We start from the raw sequence: 21,763 nt of genomic DNA, 5'->3' as shown, positions 1-21,763 counted from the left end.
ATTTATATTATCTATTAAAAATGAGAACTGCTAGTAAAGGAGGATAGGAAAGGATTTACTAGACGGAACGGGGGCCCGAAGAGTGAGATTCTCGAGAAAAAGGTAAAAACAGTAATTTGAAAGCGTTCAAAAAAATAAATAGTAATCGGAGGGATCGTATTGAAATCAAAGATTAGCCTAATTGTTGCTTTATTAGTCGTTTTTATTTCAACAGCACTTCCCCAGTCAACTGCATTCGGAAATGAACCCACTTTCTCAGTTAAAAATCAATTTGAGGAAACAGTAAACTTAGGAGAAGCGGTAAAAAGCCCGCTGTCACAGATTGCCGCATATGGCCAAAACAGCAAAGGCGAAAATCTGCAGTACATAGCCGTCACAGGCTCTCCCGCGGTATTTTATGTTGTGAATGCTGAAACAGGCGAGCGGATTTTCTCACAACAAATTCCTCATTCAGATGTAATCTGGGCTATGACCATCGGGAGTGACAACAATGTTTATTTTGCCAGCACGATGAACGGTGTCATGTACCGCTATCTTCCAGAAGAGAACCGGATGGAAACAATCGGGAAAAATCCTTCCGATAACTTTGTCTGGGATATAAAAAGCAGCTCGGATGGAAAAATCTACGGCGCTACCTATGATGAATCGAAAGTGTTCGAGTATGACATTGCCAGCAACACATTCAGGGATTTGGGGCCAATGAAGGAAGGCCAGAAATATGCCCGCGGGCTTGGCGTAACCGACAAATATCTCTATGTGGGGATTGGAACAATCGGGGGTGTAGTCCGCTATGACAGAGAAACCGGCGAAAAGAAAGACATTCCGACTCCTGTGTCCGGACAAAACGTAACGATTTCCGAGGTTGCCATCTATAACGGTAAACTATTTGTCCATGCGGGTGCTGATTTGATTGTAATCGACGAGGCAACCGAGCAACATATCCGGACAATGAAATTCCAAAGCAAAATTTCACCACCGTCACCTTACAACCCAGATCTCATTTACTACAAGCTCCAGGGTGACTTGTTCTCCTATAACACAAAGACCGACACGGTAACAAAGGTAGAAAACATCCCGTCTCTGCCTGGATCAACAGCGGTCAAGGCACACAGCTGGATCACATTGAGTAACGGTGAAACCGTTTTGGCAGGCATGACCGCATTCACAGATTCATTTTTCTACAACCCGGAAAATAATGCATACTCTGTTCATTTCCCGGATGTGGACGCCCAGGGCGCAACCCTTCAATCCATCGCTGTAATTGATGGAAATGTCTATTCCGCCGCCTACCAGCGGGGAATGAGCATTTACAACGAAGAACTTCAGGACTATACCTATACAAACTTCTCCTTCCACCAGGCGGAAGGAATTCATGAGTACAATGGCAAGGTGTATTTTGGAACGTATACCGGAGCAAAAATGTACCGATACGACCCGAAATTGCCGATTGATTACAATGAAACTGGCAAGGCGAATCCGGGATTATACCTCGATATAGAGGATGAGCAGGACCGCCCGTTCACTATGACTACCGGGGATAACAAGCTCTTCATTGGGACTATCCCAACCTATGGAGTGAATGGCGGGGCATTGACGATTTTGGAAGAAAAAGAAGCCCAAGACGGCACAGTTGAAGTGGAGTCCAAAACGTACCGGAATATCGTTGAAAACCAAAGCGTTTTCGGCCTTGCCTATAAGGACGGCAAAGTGTATGGCGGAACATCCATATATGGCGGACTTGGCATTGACCCTGTTGCCGAGGAAGCAAAAATGTTTGTTTTCGATGTGGAAAAAGGTGAAAAGATAGCCGAGTTCACCCCGGAAATTCCAGGTTTGGAAGATACACCGTTCCAGAATATCGGAGAATTGTCATTTGGACCGGACGGACTGCTTTGGGGCATCATTGATGGAACGATTTTTGCAATGGATCCCGAAACGTACGAGGTTGTGAAAAGCAAAGAAATCTATGAAACTACCTTCCTCTCATCCAAGTGGCGGCCATTTTATCTAGTGTGGGGCCCAGACGGAAATCTCTACACGACGCTAAACCGAAAGCTGACTGTCGTGAATCCGGAAACACTACAGGCCGAGCAGCTGGTTGAAGGCACAGTTGATTTAATGGATCTAAGTGAAGACGGCAGCATCTATTTTGGGAAAGGTGCCAATTTGTATAAAATCCCGGCAAAAGTCGACCATATCGAGCTAAACGTTGACCAAAAACTCGTTACCGGGAAAGCTGTCCAGCCAACCGCAACCGCCCACATGGTAAACGGCGCGAAGGTGGAAGTACCGAACAAACAGTATTCTCTGTCTGTAAGCAATCCCGATGTTGTGAAAGTAGATGACAGCGGCAAGTTAATCGGATTGAGCCCTGGATCTTCACTCGTTACAATTAGCGCTGAACTTAATGGTAAAACCTATACTTCCAACGAAGTACGGGTTACCGTTGCTAATGGAACCCGAGGTAAATAGCCACAGCTAAAGAGCTGCAGGACCGTTACTGCTTACCGGTTTGAGTCTAGCTTAAAGGTTACTAAAGCGGACCGTTCCCTTTGGATGCAAGTCTTTATTGAAAATAAAAGGTGCGGCAACCAGCCCATTTAAGGGAAGTATGCACGCACCTTTTTTATTTGATTTGGGATAATGAGGTATGTGGAAAGTTATATTTAGTGCATGTCACTCCCCGGTAATTTTCTGCACTATTCAACCTAAACGATAACCGTAAAACCTCCAGGTTCCTCACAACATATGTCCAGTTGTTGCCAACTTTTATTTCATTATAAATAGAATCCTTTCTCTTACATTTGCATTTCCTTTTCGCGACAAAAAAAAGCGCAGAGCGCTTAACATATTACAGAGATCTTTTTTTCCCACATCTTACACATTCATCTGTGTAGTAACTAAACTTGTGGTTACGACGAAAAAAACAGATAAAGGACTTGAACAAAATTAGCCACCCCTTTAAGGAAAACGGCAGTCCAGCCATCATAGTGTAACACCTTAGACCTGTGACTTTGCGCCCGTAATTTTCACTACGTTTGCCTTTATCGATTTATCAGAATAGTTAAATTTTACTACGAACAGAAGAGACAAGCACTCTTTTTCGTTCGTATAATATCGACAAAATGCCTAGAAGTTTGCAAATATTGGTACTTACTTCCTATTCCTGGATGTACAATCCTATTCAAAGTGTCGATATTTGACAACGGAGAGCAGCGGTTCACCTAAGGCCACCCAGTTTTCACAACTCCTTTTTTGTGATAGAACAGATTTAGGTTTCTTATCTTTTTATTGGGGAAAAGAAGATTCGTCAAAGTTATTCCTATGCATAAAAGCACCTCCAATAAGGCTGCCGTAACTCTAAAATATAGTTTCTTTTTCCATTAAAAACACCCGCTTGGCCATACCAAGCGGGTTTCCAAACAATATTAATAGACAGTTACTTTTGTAGCTTCGGTGGCAAACCAGCTCTTTCCTTTGCTGAAACATATAGAGCATTTTTTTACTTTGGAATATATACTTTATACTTTCCGTATTATGGCGTCTGGCATTTCCTGCAGACAAAAAAAATATCGTTATTACACGCTATAGATTAATCAAAGAGGCCGTTTCTTTCCGCATCTTACACATTGATTCGTATAGTAACTGTATTTATGCTTGCGACGAAGAAAACATATAATGGATTTAAACATGGAAACCCACACCCTTACATGTGTACGGCAGTCCAGCCATCATAGTGCTACAGCACCTTAGACCCGTGATTTTGCGTCCTTGGTTTTCACCAAGTTTGCCTTTGTCTACTACTTTCATTTTACTACTAGCGGGAACCTACAATTTATTGCAATTACGACAAAAACAGAACAGTTTTTAAAAAAAGTTAAAATAATTTGCCTAAAAAAAAGAACAGGGACCTTATCCCCGTTCCATATCAATCGACAATCCCTTGTTCATGGTTGAAAAAGTGGCTGAAACTTACCCCATATTCATAAAAATCATTAATCAACGCCCGTTTCCGGACAATTTTTCCATAAAGGATCACGTTTTTACCACTCAATTCAACTGGTATTTTATAGACTGTTAAATAATTTATATCCAGATTTCGTTTACTTGCTATCCTTAAGCCACCAGCGCTTATATCGATCACGTAGATGTCAATATTTTCTTCCTTATTCAATTTATAATCGGCCGGCAATGTGGCCAATTTCATAACTGTTTTCATTGGCTCCTGAAATGTAACTCTTTTAAACTGCCTGCGGCTTACCAAGTTAGCATGCATCCACATTCACCTCTCTCGTTCTTAAAGAATAAGGCTACGAAAAAATAATACCATAAATTTACACTTACTGTGAATATGAAGTATGCTAAAACTTCTTTTTTGAAAAATGGGCCGACGATCACAGAGCACTTTCCATAAGGTATACCTACGCGCTGAATCTCCTTACAAAACAAAAAAACAGAGGCTCCCCCCTGTTCGAACAATCATAATATATCGCTACAAAGGGCCTTTTTACGGTACCGTCTGTCCCACCCAGCAACCAAGACTACCAAATCAGAATTTCATCATCGATTCGCAGCATCGCTGATTCAAGCCCCAACTCTTGATCCTGGTGCAAGGGAATTTCAAGCCTGTCATCATTATCAAAAACGAGCTTGATTTTCCACTCCTCCATTTCAGACCGCTTCACCTGGTGACTGATAAATGAACACAATGAATCCCGATAACCAGGAGTAGAATGATCAAACTCTCTTCCACATACAATCGACTTCGGCAATGAATAGGCGGTAAGCGTTCCGCATCTTCTATCCCCTTCAAAATACAACTGTAAATAATCCCGGATAAAAATTACCGAACTAACCTCTGAATTCTCCAAATCACGAATCATCTCTGATTCCTCCCCAAACATGGTCTAGTTAGTTTATAGTTTCCCCTCCCCCAGTTCATCAATCGCTATAATAGTGAACAATTTGCGACAAAAATATATACAACAAGCTCAAAACTTACATTTATAGTTACAGAAGAACAAAAAAACAATAAATGAAAGCGTTTTAAAGCTTTCTGAATAAATAAAAAATATTGACACAATTTTTAAAAAGTTATACTATAATAACAATTATCAAATAAATTATAGTAGCTCTTATTACTAGGTATAACGTTCGGCAACTTTTAAGGGTAAAATTCAGAAAATTTGATAAACAAACTCAGGAGGCAGTAACATCATGAAACCATCAACAAAAAAATATTTGATTGACCGTATGTATAAAGCTTCACAAGGGCTTGCCAATGCAGTCCTCGTTACGCTTGGGATCGGCCTGCTCATTGAATCTTTAGGAACCTTTACTGGCTGGGAAGGGTTCAATCAAATTGGCAAAGCAACACAGCTTATGCTCGCTCCGGCACTTGGCGCGGGAATCGCCTACCAGCTTGGCGGCAATACACTAGTAATTTTCAGCGTGATGGCTTCGAGTACAATAGGTGCCCAAGCCGTCCAACTTACTGAAGACGGCGGGGTAACACTCGTGACCGGGCAGCCGCTCAGTGCTGTATTGGCCGCAATTATCGCTACATGGGTAGGAAAAAGAGTTATGGGAAAAACAAAGCTCGATATGATGGCAATTCCGTTTTCGGCTGTATTTGTAGGGGGCGTCTCTGGAGTATTCCTGGCAATGATCACGACTCCTTTCATTAACTGGCTGAGTGCGCAAATTGCTGCATCGGTTGAAGGGTCGCCGATTATTGGTCCGATGATCATATCGCTTGTTTGGAGCATTTTCCTTATGTCACCAGCATCCTCCGCGGCGATTGCGGTTGCACTTCAGCTTGACCCTGTATCCAGCGCGGCTGCATTGATTGGCTGTACCGTACAGTTTGCAGCATTTACGGCAATGTCGTATAAACAAAACGATGTTGGTGCCAACATTGCCCAATCCTTGATTACACCAAAGGTACAATTCCCTAACCTGGTGAAAAATCCTCGATTGGCGATCCCGCCATTTATTGCGGCTATGATTTGTGCTCCTATTGCTACTGTAATTTTTGATTTTAAAGTACCTTATGCGCTCGCCGGACTCGGTTTGAATTCCTTGATAGCGCCAATTAACATCCTGGCCGAACAAGGTCCAATTGTCCTGGCAATTTATATTGCGGTAGGAATTATCCTGCCAATCATTATTTCACTATCGATCTATAAACTTATCAGCCTAAAAGGATGGACAAAAGCCGCCGACTTGAAGATGGAATTGCAATAGATAAACAGGTTCGGTTTCTGTCTGCCAGAAGGCAAACAAGTACTTGTCACAAATACATCAAAAAGACTAAACCAATTCCCTGGTTTAGTCTTTTTTGAATCTGTTTAGCTATTGTAGATTTGAACCTTAATCTAGAATCGGCAAGTATATCTGTACTTCTTCTTCTCCATCCCCCATAGGATGATATGTCTCGACAATATAAGAATCAAGATCTCTTTGATAACCCTGTTCTTTTGCCCAGTTCAATAAATTCGAATGAAGTTTTCCCAGATTAGAGATATTCCCTCTTGTAGTTATGTAACTTGTTTTTGTTTCAAAATAATTCATTCCTGAGGGCACTTCATCTAATTTCTCACTCACAATTAATCCCACTAAATAATGGCCTATTCTATGCTCCCCATCCTTTTTAGGTTCATATAACGCAATTTCGGTTTCTGTCCGATTTGGAATTTCGTTTGAACGGCTCAGTAGCTGTTTTGCAAGCAAGGGTACTTCATTTCCGAAGTTAACAAACTCCCCACTACCTTTTATCCCAACAATCTTAAATTCTTTTTCAACTTTCATGATCGACATATTTCCACCCCCAACAAAATTCCTAAAGCATTAGATTAAAAGGTAAATATGTTAAAAAATCATACCATAGTATCTACCATTATATTATAATATTGGAAATATTTTAAAAGAGGTGAATTTCTTTGGCGGATTGCTTTATTTGTAAAAAACACGCTGGCACTATCTCAACTTCAGGAGTAACGATTTATGAAGACGAATATGTATATGTTGGCCATATTGATAGAAATGGACATCCCAATTATTTAGGCCATATTATGATTGACCTTAAACGACATGCTCCAACACTTGGGGATATGACTATGAAAGAAGCAAAGGCTTTTGGGATGATTATCGCAAGAGTAAGTAAGGCACTATTCGTAAGCGAAAATGCTGAACACATCTATTCTTATGTTTTGGGTGATGCTGTTCCCCACCTTCATATGCACCTAGTTCCACGTTATCCGAACACACCTAAAGAATATTGGGGACCAAATGCGGTTTACGATTGGGAAGATGCTCCTATGGGCAACAATAACGATGTTAGTAAACTTTGTAACCGCATTAAAACGTATCTAAAGAATACTCCAAATGGGTAACTCCTTCGAAGATTTCAGTTGGGTTGGCAGCCAGGAAAATTTCGTTGATCAGCCAAATGTTCTTCAGCTCAATCATATTATAGTGGGGCGTTATGGTGGTAATTCATTTGCAGGACAGGATAAGAATGAAGATGGTTGTTTCGTATGCTTGAATGAAAAGGAAGATTGGGAATTCGTCATTCTCCTTGACGCTCATAATACATCAGAGAGTGCAAAACTAATTTTAGACCAATTCGCTCTTAAAAAGCCCAAGATTAAAATTCTATTATCCTTACAGACAAACCATGAAACTTTTAAAAAATTGGAAGATGAAATATTAAATGTGTTTCAATGTGAAGAGTTCTTATCCCTTTGCCGAAAAGTGACAGGAGAAACTGCTTGTTTAATTGTGGCAAGGAAAGATAAGTATGTGTGGTGGTTTTCGGTCGGTGACTGTATTCTTTATTTATTTCATCAAGAATTAGCTGCATTAGGTCAGTATCAGTTAAATCAAAGACAATTTTATGAATGGATAGGACAAGTCAATACTTTTGACCAAGAGGTTCCTTGTTACTCTGTTGGGATAAGGGAATTAAGACAAGGAGAAAATTGTCTTTTCCTTACCACTGATGGATTAATCGAATGCCCAAATGAACCATATTCAAACCCGATAACCATTTACAATGCACTCAATAACCTTAATGATGATGAAAGTAACATTCTGTCAATGTTCATAAACATCAAGAATAATAATGTCAGAGATAGCACTACGGTGGTCTCTTGGACAGTTACTATTTCAAAGGAAGCAACAAGACCAAGTAATCAGTAGATAAGTGTAAAAGGAGATATGAAAGGGATCTCCTTTACACTTTTTTAATTTCCCCTGACAAAACTAATCACAAGGAATCCACTACAATTAAATTTCCTTTTACATAACAACAAGGAGTATAATTTTGTATTAGAATCCTTCTTCCTCAAAAGAACAACCCTAATTTTACATAAGGAAATTCGCATATAAGGAGCACCGGCTGTAATGGTAAATGTGACGGTAAATCTCTTAATCAATCTGTTAGTCATTCTTTTAGGCATTATCATTCATCAAATTTGGAGGGAAAGTAATCCAAATAGCAGATACGCCCATAAACGCTCAATTTTACTTGTTTCAAGTATAATAATGATAATATGTATGTCCTTTTCTATTTATCAAATTGCAGGGGTTCAGTATGATTTGCGCCGGATTCCTTTTTGGTTCGGCATTTTATATGGCGGTCCTTTAACAGGCTTTATCCTAACTATTCTAGGAATCATAGTAAGGTTAATACAAGGGGGTCCAGGTGTATTCATATCCATATCAATTTTTATCATACTCTTCGTTTTAACCGTATTTTTATCTCCATTCTATTTCCGCTTGTCCTCAAAATTAAAAATCGTAATGGGAGTTGCGGTAAATATTCTGTTTTCCTTGATATTTCTTATAGCAAGTTCCAGCTTTCAAAATGATTTGTTCCATCTTGGTATTTGGCTTGATTATATTTTATTTAATGCGTTTGGAATAATCCTGGTATCCTGTATGTTTGAAATTATTCATAGGAATTATTTAGTGAGAAGGAAAATTATCCAGGCAGAAAAAATGGACGTCCTAAGTCAGCTGGCAGCGGCTGTAAATCATGAGATTAAAAATCCATTAACAACTTCCAGGGGAGTACTTCAGTTGTTGAAGGATGATCCAGACCTTCTCCACGAAAAGAAGGAATATTTCCTTCAACTAGCGCTAGATGAGATTGATAAGGTGGATAAGGTTGTAACTGATTATTTAACATTTGCAAAGCCATATACAGATAAAAGCGGTAAATTTAAATTAGAATATGCCCTTTCCAATTCAATTGACCTAATAAGCCCGCTTGCTTCCAGCAAAAATACTCAAATAAAAACGAATACTATCCCGTCATGCACTATTCCTGGTAACCTTGAGCAGGTTACCCAAGCCCTGGTCAATATTTTTAATAATAGCATTGAAGCCAATAGCAGCATGATTGAGATTTATTGTGAAGTTACAGATACTGCCTGCAAAATTACAATAGAAGATGACGGGAAAGGGATAGAGGATGAACAACTGAAAAATTTAGGTTTGCCCTTCTATTCAAATTCGTTAGAGGGAACCGGTCTTGGAATGATGGTAGTATACAGAATTATTGAGAACTTGGGTGGAAACATCGAGGTTAAGAGTACTAAACATTTAGGTACGAAAGTGAAACTAACTCTTCCGATAACTACCCCTGCGATAAATCCTGGCTCATGAGGTTAAATCATACCGAAACTGCCTCACTAAACTTGCTGATTTCCGCTTTTTGGCTATTCATAAAATAACCTCGGCTAGCGGCCTCCCAAAGTACCGCTAACCGAGGTTTGCATTTTCTTCAAATTTTTAAATTAGCTATGTTAATGGGTATCGTTGATTTATTAGCATTGATGATTGGAGCGGAAGGCGCGAAGACTCGTTCGAAAATGCAAAGAGCGCATTTTCTCCTGCGGTGCATTTTCTGGGGAGATTACCCAACGTCCTACGGGAGAAAAGGTCAGTGTGAGACCCCACAGGAGCAAAGCGACGAGGAGATAGAAAAGCGAGGCGACTGCTCAGCTCCGACAAGCGCTGGAGGGCCTGAAGCAGAAGTCGCTCTTTGACTTCAGCTGAGGGACCGAAGCGACCTCGAGGAGCTAGGAGCCGCAGCTAGACAGGCTCCCAGGCCGCCCGTGGAAAGCGAAGCGCCTGGAGCGGAAATCAACAACGTTGTTTAATATAGCATTTAAATTAAGTACTTCATCATTTTATTCCTTAAATAGAAATAATAAATAATTTGGATGGCTAGATAAATGAATGAAATCATAAAAAAGTGATACAGCATGTCTAAGTTATTCATGATTCCGCCAACATCTGTAGACAAGATGACCACGTAAAGGGCGGCCAATACGGTTCCAATCAGGGTTGGAACAAAGAAAATTGTAATCAGTTCCCTCGAGATATTTCTCTTTACCTCCTTCAATTCCATTCCTATTTTATAGAGCTTTCTGTATTTAGCTTTTTCCTCCTCAATTTCTGAGAAAAGGTTGAGGTACAGAAGGATGAATGTTCCAAAAAAGAACATGATGCTTAAAAAGGTAGTCACGAAAAATATCATGCCGTTGGAGTTCCTCTTGTTGTGGTAATCACCTACCTTGGAGGCGACCTGGAGCAGCTCCTCTTCGGTTGTAAACTGTGTGCGCTGGTCCTCAATCGGTGCTGTACTCCGATTGTAATCGGCAAATTTCTCTTCCAGATTTTCTACTGCAGCGGCTGTTGCCTTCCAGTCAGCCACATTGATTAAATGGAGATTATATTCATACGCATTCAACGATTCAGTCAGAAAGTCAAATTCGTTTTGGCTCACAACGATAAATTCATATGCATTTGGCATTGGGTTGATGGTCTTTTGAACAACTTTCTCTTTAAAGTCATACTCTGCCTTTTTATTATCAATGGTCAGCTGTAGGGATTGAGTAACATCGACGTCCCCATATTGGGGCTCCATATTTAAATAGAGGAGATACTCATCATCCTTCAGTGTCGCAGAACGAGAGGTTAACGTGTTGAAGTCATCCAGCCCCATGAAAGAAAAGGGTTCAAATCCCTGGGCATATGGATGTTTTTGAAAGTGCGAAAGAATTGGTATGACGATATGTTCTTCAATCGGATGTTCGGGCTGGTTAAGCACGGCATCCAGCTCTTCCTCAGGCAGGTTATTTTTTGTTTCATTCTGGTAAAAGGCCACATCATAAGGATTGCTGCTTACCGCATCCTTTTCGGAGGACAAATAGAACGTAAGTAGTAAGGTACTGTAAAAAATCGTAATCATCGTCATGATGGAAACAAGCGTGATAATAGATGTCAGCTGTTTAAACTTGTAATCAAGGCTTGTAAAAAACAGCATCCTCCGATAGTAAAATGCCGGTATTTTCTTAGCGGCTGCAATCAGGAAGCTGGTAAACTGATTTAGCGTAATATACAGACCCCCAAAAACGCCGATTGTCCATAACGGCAAAAACCCGTCGGATGAATTCTTATATGTAACATACAAGGTCACCAAGGAGCCGACCAAGACCACAAACCCAAATAAGCCGATGATGGGACTTCTCAGTTTTATCGTTTCAGAAACCCTGTTGCTCTTCATGCTTAGCAGCACACTGCTTTTTAGCGTAAGAAAAAGCGAGTTCCCTACCGCGAGTAAAAAAACAGCCAAAAACATACCAAGTGTGTACAGGAACATTTTGCCGCTTATATGGAACGAAACATCCTCAATCCCGACACGGTTCATTAATATCATGAAAAACAGTCTCGAGAATACAGACCCGGCCAGTATACCGGTTGCAATCGAAGAGGCCGCAATAACCCCATTCTCTAAAACGAGCAATCTCAAAATATCGCGCTGGGACATGCCCAACGTCATGAAAAGCCCAAATTCACTTCTCCTTCTTTTCATAAAAATAGTGTGAGCCATTGCAATGAAGAAGATGGTAAAAACAATCAGGGCAACCCCCGGAACCGACAGGGCATCCTGGATACCGTCGAGCTTTCTTGCCTTCTCAACCTGGCCGTTGAAATAAACGGTTGAGTACATAAAGAAGAACATAACGGCAAAGGTGTTACACAAATAATAGAAAATGTACTTTTTATAGTTGGCCTTGGCCATCTTCCAAATGACTCCATTAAATGTCATGGGTTTTGCCCCCCAGGACAGCCAGGTTATCCATGATTTGATTCAGGAACTCCTTCCTGCTCCCTTTTTTTACAATCGTCGAGTAAATGAGGCCGTCTTTGATAAAAACAACCTTCTGGCAGTAGCTGGCGGCAAATACATCATGGGTCACGAGCAGTACCGTGGTGGAAAGTTCGGTAACAATTTTTTCAAAACACTCCATGATGACTGCGGATGATTTGGAATCCAGATTCCCGGTTGGCTCGTCGGCAAAGAGAATCGCCGGTTCATTCACAAGCGCCCTGCTTACCGCGGTCCGCTGCTGCTGGCCGCCGGAAATCGTATATGGATACTTTGACAGAATATGTTCTATTTCAAAAAGCTTCGCCAGTTCGCCGAGCTTCTCTTCCATTTCGGCTGCTGTCTTTTTCTCAAGCACCATCGGGAGAAGGATATTTTCTTTTACCGTTAAGCTATCCAGCAGATTGAAGTCCTGAAACACATACCCGAGCTTTTTCCTGCGAAAAAGAGCCAGTTCATCTCCTTTCATTTCGCTTATTTCCTGACCTGAGATGACCACCTCCCCCGAAGTTGGCTGGTCAATTCCGCTTAGCACATTCAGCAGAGTCGTTTTTCCGCTCCCCGAGGGACCCATAACCGCAATGAACTCTCCTTCTTTAACAGACAAACTCACCCCGCCCAATGCAGTCGTCGAGCCATCCCCGCTTGAGCCCCCGTATATTTTTACAATATCCTTCACATCTAAAATAACCATACTTCTCCTCCCGTCGTTCGGCTACCATCATTTTAAGATAACCTCAGAAACGCAACCATCGGAAACACTAAGAGATACCTTACATTTTTGTAAGGTATCCCTTGAAATTAGGAATCTAGACAGCCCATTGAAATTATTGGTTTCCACGCCCGCTGTGAAACACACTCTCGTGAAACAAGAAAAACCGGGGAGTGACAGGCACCTAATCGGTTCCGGCTAACCACCGGATTGTGACGGCGGTCCCTTTAGACGGTTCAGACTCAATGTTGATGGAAGCACCAAGCTTTTCGGCAATTTTCTTGCTCAAATACAAACCAATTCCGGTGGAGTTTGAGTGGGCTCTTCCGTTATCTCCCGTAAAAAAAGGCTGGAAAACACGCTCAAGATCATACGCTGGAATACCAATCCCTTCATCCTTAACGGTTAAGCTGACATGCTTACCGGTCTTTTCTATTTGCAGGATGAGCTTTTTGCTCCCGAGTTTGGGAGAGGAATACTTGATTGCGTTTGAAATAATCTGTTCCAGTAAAATCTCGTTCCACTTTGGGTCTGACGCAATCATCGCGCTCTCGCCTTCGAATTCGATGGACGGGTAAATAGAATGATAGATACATTCTTTTTTTCTGTCGTTTATTAATTTTCGCAAGGAAGGGAGCAAATCGACCGACTTCACCTCAAGATCGTTTTCAAAGCCCTCCATCCTGATCATCGTAAGACCTTGCTGGATAGATGTGTGCAGCCGATTATTCTCATGCCTTATTTTTTCAAAAATTTCATTGTCGTCCTGAGCTTGATTTCCTTTGTTCGTAAGAAGCTCGATTACCGACACAGGCGTTTTTAAATGGTGCAGCCAGTGGGATAGAAAATAGAGCCGCTCTTTATTTTGTTCCTTCAATTCATTGTTTTTCCGGGTGTATTGACCTGTCATTTTATGTACTAATTTCTGAAAAGCCTTCTGTTCTTCCGTATGCGGCTGCAGTTCCGTATCCTGATTCATCAGCATAAGAGCGATCGCCTGGTTGGCAGGGTAGTAGCGGAGCCAGTCGATGGCGAGGCATGCGGCCAATAAAAAAACGGCAATTGAAACGGGATAGAAAATCTCCGTGTTGGAAGGTTCACTAAGATGGAAAAAGATAATGATGGCGGCCACGCAGGCCAGGTAAAGTGTGATGGTCGGGAGTTTGTCTTTCAAGAAATTTATAAAAATCGCTTTTTGCATCATCAATCCCTCATGGAAAAAGAATCGGAAAGTTTGTACCCGACTCCTCTTTTGCTTTTTACCACGTGACTGGCCCCCAAATCTGACAGCAAATGTCTGATTCTCGTCATATTCACTGTGAGGGTGTTGTCATCCACAAAGGTGAGCGAATCCCACACTTCTTCAATCAGCTCTTCCCTCGACACGAACTCATCGTAATGCTCTATCAATTTTTTCAGCAATTTGTATTCGTTTTTCGATAGCTCAACCTGGTTATGGCCAAAGGTTAAAGTCAGTGCCTTGGCATCAATGCAAAGGGAACCGACACATACGGTATTCGTGTCCTTGGCTGCGTATTCTCCGTAAACCCTTCGGATCGAGGCCTTTACTTTTGATTGCGGAATTTCAAATGTAAAAGGCTTGGTAATATAATCATCTGCCCCTAGCTCAATGGCCATAACCTGGTCCATCTCATGGCTCCTCGCCGAAACCACCAGAATCGGGACATTGGACTGCTTGCGAAAGCTCCTGCACAAATAATACCCATCGTAGTAAGGCAGGTTAATATCCAGCAGGACCAGGTCGGGATTCACCCTGTTAAACGTTTCTTCTATTTTTGAAAAATGTTCCGGAATATGGACTTCATAGCCATACCGTTCCAGATTTTCCTTCATCAATTCGCACAGCTGAGGGTCATCCTCAATAAGCAAGATTTTGTACACAAGCGTTCTCCCTTTTGCATTGAAATCTGTTGTCTAGGTCAACCTAGATATTCGGTTTCAAGTTCAGTCTCGTGGATTTCTTTGTCCATATAAACCTTATATGCTTTAGCGTTAGGCCTTGAGCTCACGATTTTATGGATTTCCTGGCCAATGTAATGAATTGCCACTCCATCATCGGCCGCGATACCGGGCTTTAAAATATTTCCTGATATAAACGATTGATAAGCAGGCCTTCTATTGGATTCACCATCATAATGTGGGCAATTGCTTCCCGGTAAAAATCCTAAAGCATCTAACGGTTCGAGTCCGTCTCCGTAAGAATCCGTGACACCTTCCTCAAACCAGCAAATGGAACCTGCACTGACTCCAGATAGAATAGTACCTTGTTCCCAAGCCTTTTTCAGTATATGATCGAGACCCCATTCCTTCCATAAAACTAGTAAATTCTTCGTATTCCCGCCGCCGACAAAAATAATGTCTTTATCCAATACGAACCCCTCTAAATCCCTTGTTGGCGGATTGAATAACGATAAATGCGAGGTTTCACATTCGAGGTTTCCAAAATAACGATAGAACCGTGATGTATACCCATCTGCATCACCGCTGGCTGTAGGCACAAAGCAAACTTTCGGCTTACTTTGATGTGATTGCTTTAAAATATATTGGTCTAGTAAAGGGTTCTCCGGCTCCATAGAAAAGCCTCCGCCACCAAGGGCGATAATTTGCTTCATATCCTCATCCCTATCATTAAATTAATATTAAACTTTATCAAAAAAAGTAATTGAGAAAGAATAAAGCCGATAAACATAAGTCAGCAGCTATTTTCTTCCTCTGGTCCTTAATTAAATAGCCTTCTATGCCATTAACTAAGAACATAATGCCGCCAAGCAAAAAGCCAGATTTCACAAAAAAGCGAAGTCCAAATTTAAATGCCAGAAGTGCTGCGATTATAAAAGAAACAGTAATGAGTGTATTAATAATCTTAAAAGGTTTGCTGCTTTCTCTTTTTTGTTTTTCAAAGAATAGATTTAATATTTTCATTTGAATCCCACCTAACAGTTATGGCTTAACTTCAACCCGCTTTTTTCGGACCACTGGTAAAACTGATGGATATTCCTTCCTTTATAAGAATTTCAACAAAAACTGCGGTAATCCTTCATTAATTGATTCATCCTGGAGTTTTATTACATTCCAAAAAAGAAACCCGGCTGCTCAGTGCCGGGCCATTTGAAAAATTCGGTTATAATTATAAGGTTCAGGTCTATGAACGCTATGAGACAGGTTCTCTTGGATTTATCTGCGTTCCCCAAACACCGATTAATCTATGAGACCGGCTCTATTGGATTAATCCGACTCTCCCGAACCCTGATTAATCTACGAGACTGGCTCTATTGGATTCTCTAGCCTCTTTATTGCAGGATCACAAAATTTCACCCGGTTCATCTCTTAAGTTTTGGCAGGTGACCAAGTGGGATTAATTATTCATGACTTATTGATTATAATCCCAAACAATCTCATAATCCCCTTCATTATTTTTCACCACATAAACATCCTGTACAAAAGCAAACGCTCCGTATTTACCCTTATACTCTTGAATAACCTCAAACTTATAAACCTTTTTAAACTTCGGTGTGTCTTTCGACATGCTCCATCCGCTAATCTTTTCGCCGCCCTCAATCGAATATTCAAAGGTCTCCGAACCAAAATGCCCCATAAATACATGTGATCTATCGGTAATATAGGTACTCTTTGGCCATTTTTCCTTCATAAAAGGATGCAGCAACTGCCAGGAATCACCGAAGTTTCCAAGCTGTTCATAAGAATAAAATTCATTTACAACCCGTTTAGCCATATGGCCTGGGGAAAATACAATAAAAAGCAAACAAATAACAATCATCAAAAAAACCACGCCAATAGTTAGAAACATTGCAGGACGACGTTTGGTTCGATACATATGGCCCTCCTTTGAGATAGGCTATATCAAAGGATATGTATCAAAATAAAAAATAGTAGTAACCTAGCTACCCGGTTTGCAGAAGAATAGCAGACAGCCTCTTCTGTGGAACAACACCCCGTGAAACAAGAAAAACCGGGGAGTGACAGGCACCTACCCCGGATTTCTATTTACCTACCTATTTATCCAATATCCACCCCAGCGCGTTCGAATGCAGCTGCTTCGAGGATGGACATGCCTTGTGCTTCGGCTGCTTTAGCCACTTTTTCTGAAACTTGCGGTGCGAGTTTCGCAGGAGTTGCATAGGACATTTCCCTTGCGCGTGCCGAGTTTCTACGTTGGAACGGTCCCCAGATTGCAAAGGTTTTGCCTGGGTCCTGGATATTGAGGAAAAGTGTTTTTCCATCTGGCGAGAAGGTTGGGCCTGCCAATTCAGAATCACTTAAGCGGTTGGCGGCAAAAACATAGACGTTTCCTTCTGGTGTAATTCCGAGTAGCCTGTCTTGGCCTGAACCATCTTCCGCAATCCAAAGGTCGCCCCAAGGAGTCATGCTGATATTATCTGGATATTCCATATCTTTGGCGTCATTTCCCTCATAAAACAATTCCAATGTATTTGTGTGAGGAATATAACGGTACACGCGTCCAAGCTTTTTCTCGCCGGCTGATGTGTCATCGAACCAGAAGACTCCGCTTTGGAAGAACGCTCCCTCTAGTCTAGAGAATTCGATACAGTTTTGAGCCTTAGCTTCCTCGCGGCATAAGTGAGGATCAACTTCCTTCCAAACGATTTGGAATGTTTGCCCGGTTTTAAACGTGCTTGCTTTTGGATCTGTTACTTTTTCAATCGCCGCCGCATAAAGCTTACCGCCTTTATGTAAAGAGCCTACTGTTTGGCTGGTGTCATTCGGAATGAAACGGTAGAAGTAGCTTGGGCTGGCATCTTCAGTTAAGTATACATACCCGGTTGATGGATCAATTGCACATGCTTCGTGTGAGAAACGCCCCATTTCCTTAATAGGAGTTCTGGACAATTCGTTCTCCGGCTGTGTTGGATCTACTTCAAATACATAACCATGTGTTGAGGTACGGGTTTCTTCACAGGTCAACCATGTACCCCATGGCGTCGCTCCGCCAGCACAATTTCGGATTGTTCCGGAAGATGTTACATATTCTTTGATAACCTCACGATTGGCACCTACAACGAGAGCCGTTGTTCCGCCTGCGGCCGCCGCATCGTATGGATTTTTTCCGACTACAGGATTTTCTGCGCTATTACTTAATTCATGGTTACGAACAAGAATCGTTGTATTATTTGGTCCTTCAAAAGCTGCCATTCCATCAAACGCTCCAGGAATTTTGCTTCCATCGGTCATCGCTTCGCCTTCTCTGGAAATGATTTTGTAGTGGAAGCCTTTTGGAAGATCAAGAATTCCATTTGGATCTGGAACCAGAGGGCCATAACCACCGAAGCCGCTTGTAGGATTATCATTCTTATCTGCTAAAACCTTTGAACCAAGTGTAAGAACACCAGTTGATCCGAGCGTAAGAGCAAGTGTGCCCATTCCTCCAGCCTTCAAAAAAGCACGTCTGTCCAAGCCATTTTTGGAAGTCTCTTTAGTATCCATAGAATATGTATCTCCTTCACCGGTATATTTTCGAACAAGTTTAGAATAATCTGCAATTTTGAATAATTGGTGTCTTTCCTGTAAGGGTTAAGTAAAAAATTATTAAGATATGTAAAGGAGGTTTGCAAACGTCATCAAGGCCGATAAACGTTAAGGTAGCTGCGATCTTTTTTTCTAAGAATCTATACTTATGGAGTAAATATCATAAAAAAACTAAAGTTTACACCATACTGCTTTAACAATTTTAATACTACTTTAACTATTCTTTACACCCGTTTTATAAACATTTGCCTGTTTTATCACTATAATCAAGGTGTTTACATAACCATCTGCTTTTTGAAAAAAGGCACTCAAGACATATTTACAACAAAATTGGAGGTGTAGTCCTTGCTTCAAAACATCGGAATACCGGGATTAATTCTCGTTCTTGTGATTGCGTTAATTATTTTCGGCCCATCTAAATTACCTGAATTAGGGCGTGCTGTTGGGTCAACATTAAAGGAATTTAAAAAATCTACCCGCGAGCTCGTAGCCGACGAAGATCAAACAAAAGAAAAGAAAGTACTTTCTGAAGAAAAAGGGATTTAGCCATCGGGTTAGCCGGCCACAATTTTGGCGGCCCGATTCGTAAGCGGGCGAAAACGGCTGAGTCCGAAACAAGAAGATGTAAGCCACAAGTTGCGCTTACATCTTCTTTTAGATTTTATGGCCACATAAAAGGGGGATGCTGTGGAAATGCAAGACAAAGATATCCATCTGATTGGACATTTAGAGGAACTTCGCCGCCGTATCATCATAACAATGTGCGGATTTATCCTATTTTTAATCGTAAGTATGGTGTTTGTATCTGATTTGTATCGCTGGCTAATCAGGGATTATGACGGAAAGCTGGCAGTGCTCGGCCCAAGTGATATTTTATGGGTATATATGACCTTAGCATGTGTGTTTGCGATTGCATGTACCATTCCGCTGGCAGCCTATCAAATATGGAAGTTTATCTCTCCGGCATTAAAAGAAGAAGAGAAACAAGTAACGCTTAGGTTTATTCCAGGATTATTCTTATTATTTATAGTGGGGCTTTGTTTTGGATATTTTGTTCTTTTTCCAATTGTGCTCGGCTTCCTTACAAGCCTCTCTGCCGGAGAATTTGAAACAATGTTCACAGCTGAAAAGTATTTCGGATTTATGATTAACCTTACCCTCCCGTTTGGGTTCATTTTTGAAATGCCGCTTGTCGTTATGTTTTTAACAAGGTTGGGAATCTTGAATCCGGCAAGGCTCAAGAAAGCACGAAAGGTTTCTTACTTTGCTTTGGTGGTCGTATCGATTCTAATAACGCCGCCGGATCTAGTTTCCGATATCTTGGTCATCGTTCCCTTACTGACGCTTTACGAAATCAGTGTCTCACTGTCCAGCTTCATTTATAAAAAAAGAATTCCCGCTGAAACAGGAATGCAGGCTCAAGTATAAGCAGGCCAGGGACGGTTCTCATCTGCCATTGGCAATAAGAGAACCGTTCCCCATTTAAAGGGCGCTTCATTACTATTTGTGAACATCTCTTACTTGAAAGTATCTTTATGGATTTATTTTGAGGATGAACTTAAAAGCCCCTCCCTACCAGACTTGATAAAAACTATAATTCCTAATCTATAAAACCCCCTTAATAATTTCATAGTTTACATGCAGCCCCGAAAACTTTGTTAGCATTGGAAGTAAACTCCGTAAAACTAAAAACAAAACCACAATAAATACTTTCTTTGTACTTTCTTATTTAAATCCCCCTAAAAATTTTTTATCACTGAATTTTACCTATCTTTGTATATAAGTGAAAAAACTTTAACTCCGAAGAGGATTCCGTGCAATTTACGTGATTTCTAACCTTTTGCAAGTAAAGTAATATAGTCAATAGAGAGGTGATGAAAGATGGACTATGCTCCAAAGGATTGGTTTATTATTTCTTTCAGCGAATTAAAATTTGAGGAAAGTGAGGTAAGGGATTTTTTAGAGCTTTGGTTTAAAAAGAGAGAAAAGACATTTCATAGAATGATTGCCCGCAGCGTGGCTGAAAAATATCAGACCACCAGCATGAATCCATCAGGAATTTATTACACGGAACAGGGGGTACTCTTTGATGATGGGATACAGATGCCTTTTACTGATTCAGAACACCAGACGAAAGTAAATGTTGGCCTGATACTAAAAGGAAAAAAGAAGCTTTTGACCCTACAAAAAATGGTAAGGCAATATCTTGATGAAGTAGATAAAGCCTATAAAGCCGCAATGAAGTATCCATACTCTGTACAGAGGATGCTGGAAAATGAAATCGATAAGCTAAGCCGCGATCCATTCAACGAGACTTTACAAGAAAGAATAACAAGCCTTCGGGAGACATATCACGAATATTTTAATCCTCCAAACAACTATAAAAAACATTATATTAATGCGGAAGATTTACACATTGTTATTCCAAAACCATTCGGCAGTCTTACCGAAGAATTAAATAAAAATATACAGCAAATCAGCTATGGAATCAGCTCTTCCCCAATCATTGGGCCTGATGGCATATACTATTTCACTGTTGAACCTCAAATAAAAACATTTGAGGAAGACCTTTATATTGAACTGATAGAATTTCAAAAGTCGGCTAAACACCCGCTAAAATGTGAAAGCTGCGGGCTTTTCATAAGAAATCCAACGAGATATCAAGAAGCCAGAGCGCGCAGGGGGCATGCTGTCCTTCATAAACCTGAGGATCCCGAAAAACTAAAGGCAAGAAAAGAAGGAAAACGGGGCCGTATCTATTGGAGCGACTGCGAGCTAGCTTATTATCAGAAGAAAGATGAAAACTACTATAAAAATACTAAACAACGGAAGCGAGGAGAATCGAAGCAATGAATTCTGCAGTTAAGCTTATTAAACACTTCTCCCTTATATTAAAAGAATTAAAGGACAATCTTGAAAACGCAGAGCGGGAAAGGAATCTCAAAAATGTCGAATAACCAAGATAAGAGCTTTTCAGATAAAATAAAGCCGATATTCAAAACAACAGGCATCGCTCTTGGGGGGCTAACAGGAAGCTATGCAGGTGCAGCAAGCTTGACAGGCCTAGGGTTTGCAGCCCTCGGCCCTGTAGGAGGAGTAGTCGGTTTTGCAGCAGGAATCGCAACCGGAGGCGGCCTTGGAGTTGTTCTTGGGAGCAAGGCCGCATATAAGATTATTGAACAATTGTAAGGGAGAGTGATCCACCTTGAATTTTATAGATAAATTTAAATTTGGTGCAAACCAGGCACATGAAAGCTACTTCAAATTAATTAATTTGCTTATACAAACAGCTGAAAAAGAAGATAAAAACCAACAAGACAAGGAAAAAGGAAACTAACCTA

At 40.9% G+C, this 21,763-nt stretch carries 21 protein-coding genes, 1 pseudogene and 2 riboswitches; of the genes and pseudogenes, 11 read left to right on the top strand and 11 right to left on the bottom strand.

The window, feature by feature from the left end; all coding sequences use genetic code 11:
• Nucleotides 1-159: 159 nt before the first annotated feature.
• Nucleotides 160-2,472, top strand: a complete 2,313-nt coding sequence (locus AM500_RS05630; RefSeq protein ID WP_053598355.1) for an NHL repeat-containing protein — start codon at nucleotides 160-162, stop codon at nucleotides 2,470-2,472.
• A 497-nt stretch (nucleotides 2,473-2,969) separates the two neighbouring features.
• Nucleotides 2,970-3,053, bottom strand: a riboswitch (cyclic di-GMP riboswitch).
• Nucleotides 3,054-3,715: 662 nt separating this feature from the next.
• A riboswitch (cyclic di-GMP riboswitch) is annotated at nucleotides 3,716-3,802 on the bottom strand.
• 126 nt (nucleotides 3,803-3,928) lie between these two features.
• On the opposite strand, the gene AM500_RS05625 is transcribed toward AM500_RS05630, so the two are convergent.
• Nucleotides 3,929-4,276 (bottom strand): PilZ domain-containing protein, encoded by a 348-nt coding sequence (locus tag AM500_RS05625; protein WP_053598354.1) that lies wholly within the window; start codon nucleotides 4,274-4,276, stop codon nucleotides 3,929-3,931.
• Nucleotides 4,277-4,541: 265 nt separating this feature from the next.
• On the bottom strand, nucleotides 4,542-4,883 hold the full coding sequence (locus tag AM500_RS05620) for a hypothetical protein (protein WP_053598353.1): 342 nt from the start codon (nucleotides 4,881-4,883) through the stop codon (nucleotides 4,542-4,544).
• A gap of 334 nt (nucleotides 4,884-5,217) precedes the next feature.
• On the opposite strand from AM500_RS05620, the gene AM500_RS05615 reads away from it, so the two are divergent.
• Complete coding sequence (locus tag AM500_RS05615; protein ID WP_053598352.1) at nucleotides 5,218-6,246, top strand: PTS sugar transporter subunit IIC; 1,029 nt, start codon at nucleotides 5,218-5,220, stop codon at nucleotides 6,244-6,246.
• A gap of 126 nt (nucleotides 6,247-6,372) precedes the next feature.
• On the opposite strand, the gene AM500_RS05610 is transcribed toward AM500_RS05615, so the two are convergent.
• Nucleotides 6,373-6,819 carry a GyrI-like domain-containing protein gene (locus tag AM500_RS05610; protein WP_053598351.1) on the bottom strand — a complete coding sequence of 149 codons (447 nt, stop codon included), beginning with the start codon at nucleotides 6,817-6,819 and terminating at the stop codon, nucleotides 6,373-6,375.
• A 122-nt stretch (nucleotides 6,820-6,941) separates the two neighbouring features.
• On the opposite strand from AM500_RS05610, the gene AM500_RS05605 reads away from it, so the two are divergent.
• The 4 genes and pseudogenes from AM500_RS05605 (at nucleotide 6,942) to AM500_RS26035 (ending at nucleotide 9,672) form a co-directional block, all read left to right on the top strand.
• Nucleotides 6,942-7,394 carry an HIT family protein gene (locus tag AM500_RS05605; RefSeq protein WP_082347146.1) on the top strand — a complete coding sequence of 151 codons (453 nt, stop codon included), beginning with the start codon at nucleotides 6,942-6,944 and terminating at the stop codon, nucleotides 7,392-7,394.
• Nucleotides 7,387-8,202 carry a PP2C family serine/threonine-protein phosphatase gene (locus tag AM500_RS05600; protein WP_053598349.1) on the top strand — a complete coding sequence of 272 codons (816 nt, stop codon included), beginning with the start codon at nucleotides 7,387-7,389 and terminating at the stop codon, nucleotides 8,200-8,202. The genes AM500_RS05605 and AM500_RS05600 overlap by 8 nt, the downstream gene beginning before the upstream one ends.
• Before the next feature lie 204 nt (nucleotides 8,203-8,406).
• Nucleotides 8,407-8,928 (top strand): annotated as a pseudogene (locus tag AM500_RS26380) (LytS/YhcK type 5TM receptor domain-containing protein); the annotation flags it as partial.
• 45 nt (nucleotides 8,929-8,973) lie between these two features.
• The gene (locus AM500_RS26035) at nucleotides 8,974-9,672 is read left to right on the top strand and encodes a sensor histidine kinase (protein ID WP_231688113.1); all 699 of its coding nucleotides are present in this window, start codon (nucleotides 8,974-8,976) and stop codon (nucleotides 9,670-9,672) included.
• A 505-nt stretch (nucleotides 9,673-10,177) separates the two neighbouring features.
• On the opposite strand, the gene AM500_RS05585 is transcribed toward AM500_RS26035, so the two are convergent.
• From AM500_RS05585 to AM500_RS05550, 8 genes are all read right to left on the bottom strand, one after another.
• The gene (locus tag AM500_RS05585) at nucleotides 10,178-12,124 is read right to left on the bottom strand and encodes an FtsX-like permease family protein (RefSeq protein ID WP_053598346.1); all 1,947 of its coding nucleotides are present in this window, start codon (nucleotides 12,122-12,124) and stop codon (nucleotides 10,178-10,180) included.
• Nucleotides 12,114-12,878, bottom strand: a complete 765-nt coding sequence (locus tag AM500_RS05580) for an ABC transporter ATP-binding protein (RefSeq protein ID WP_053598345.1) — start codon at nucleotides 12,876-12,878, stop codon at nucleotides 12,114-12,116. Before AM500_RS05580 ends, AM500_RS05585 begins: the two co-directional genes overlap by 11 nt.
• A gap of 202 nt (nucleotides 12,879-13,080) precedes the next feature.
• Nucleotides 13,081-14,100 carry a sensor histidine kinase gene (locus tag AM500_RS05575; protein ID WP_053598344.1) on the bottom strand — a complete coding sequence of 340 codons (1,020 nt, stop codon included), beginning with the start codon at nucleotides 14,098-14,100 and terminating at the stop codon, nucleotides 13,081-13,083.
• Entirely contained in the window at nucleotides 14,100-14,798 is a 699-nt protein-coding gene (locus tag AM500_RS05570) for a response regulator transcription factor (RefSeq protein WP_053598343.1), read from the bottom strand. Before AM500_RS05570 ends, AM500_RS05575 begins: the two co-directional genes overlap by 1 nt.
• A gap of 38 nt (nucleotides 14,799-14,836) precedes the next feature.
• Nucleotides 14,837-15,529: a Type 1 glutamine amidotransferase-like domain-containing protein gene (locus tag AM500_RS05565; RefSeq protein WP_053598342.1), complete on the bottom strand. Its 693-nt coding sequence runs from the start codon at nucleotides 15,527-15,529 to the stop codon at nucleotides 14,837-14,839.
• A gap of 37 nt (nucleotides 15,530-15,566) precedes the next feature.
• On the bottom strand, nucleotides 15,567-15,839 hold the full coding sequence (locus AM500_RS05560; RefSeq protein ID WP_053598341.1) for a hypothetical protein: 273 nt from the start codon (nucleotides 15,837-15,839) through the stop codon (nucleotides 15,567-15,569).
• Nucleotides 15,840-16,287: 448 nt separating this feature from the next.
• Complete coding sequence (locus AM500_RS05555) at nucleotides 16,288-16,752, bottom strand: hypothetical protein (protein ID WP_053598340.1); 465 nt, start codon at nucleotides 16,750-16,752, stop codon at nucleotides 16,288-16,290.
• 182 nt (nucleotides 16,753-16,934) lie between these two features.
• Complete coding sequence (locus AM500_RS05550) at nucleotides 16,935-18,380, bottom strand: alkaline phosphatase PhoX (protein ID WP_053598339.1); 1,446 nt, start codon at nucleotides 18,378-18,380, stop codon at nucleotides 16,935-16,937.
• A gap of 387 nt (nucleotides 18,381-18,767) precedes the next feature.
• Here AM500_RS05550 and AM500_RS05545 point away from each other — a divergent pair, with 387 nt between their 5' ends.
• The 5 genes from AM500_RS05545 to AM500_RS26215 all read left to right on the top strand — a co-directional run bounded on the left by AM500_RS05545 (nucleotide 18,768) and on the right by AM500_RS26215 (nucleotide 21,759).
• Nucleotides 18,768-18,968 carry a twin-arginine translocase TatA/TatE family subunit gene (locus AM500_RS05545; RefSeq protein ID WP_043931054.1) on the top strand — a complete coding sequence of 67 codons (201 nt, stop codon included), beginning with the start codon at nucleotides 18,768-18,770 and terminating at the stop codon, nucleotides 18,966-18,968.
• Nucleotides 18,969-19,115: 147 nt separating this feature from the next.
• Nucleotides 19,116-19,850: a twin-arginine translocase subunit TatC gene (gene tatC, locus AM500_RS05540; protein WP_053601632.1), complete on the top strand. Its 735-nt coding sequence runs from the start codon at nucleotides 19,116-19,118 to the stop codon at nucleotides 19,848-19,850.
• Between the two features lie 453 nt (nucleotides 19,851-20,303).
• Nucleotides 20,304-21,275, top strand: coding sequence for a hypothetical protein (locus AM500_RS05535; RefSeq protein WP_053598338.1), 972 nt, complete (start codon nucleotides 20,304-20,306; stop codon nucleotides 21,273-21,275).
• A gap of 93 nt (nucleotides 21,276-21,368) precedes the next feature.
• Nucleotides 21,369-21,611, top strand: coding sequence for a hypothetical protein (locus AM500_RS05530; protein ID WP_053598337.1), 243 nt, complete (start codon nucleotides 21,369-21,371; stop codon nucleotides 21,609-21,611).
• A gap of 16 nt (nucleotides 21,612-21,627) precedes the next feature.
• Nucleotides 21,628-21,759, top strand: a complete 132-nt coding sequence (locus AM500_RS26215; protein WP_269432568.1) for a hypothetical protein — start codon at nucleotides 21,628-21,630, stop codon at nucleotides 21,757-21,759.
• Nucleotides 21,760-21,763: the final 4 nt, after the last annotated feature.

This window comes from Bacillus sp. FJAT-18017 (assembly GCF_001278805.1).
In the GTDB taxonomy this organism is placed as follows: domain Bacteria; phylum Bacillota; class Bacilli; order Bacillales; family Cytobacillaceae; genus Bacillus_D.
Note: the sequence above shows the minus strand (reverse complement) of the source record. Positions and strands in the feature narration are given on the sequence as shown.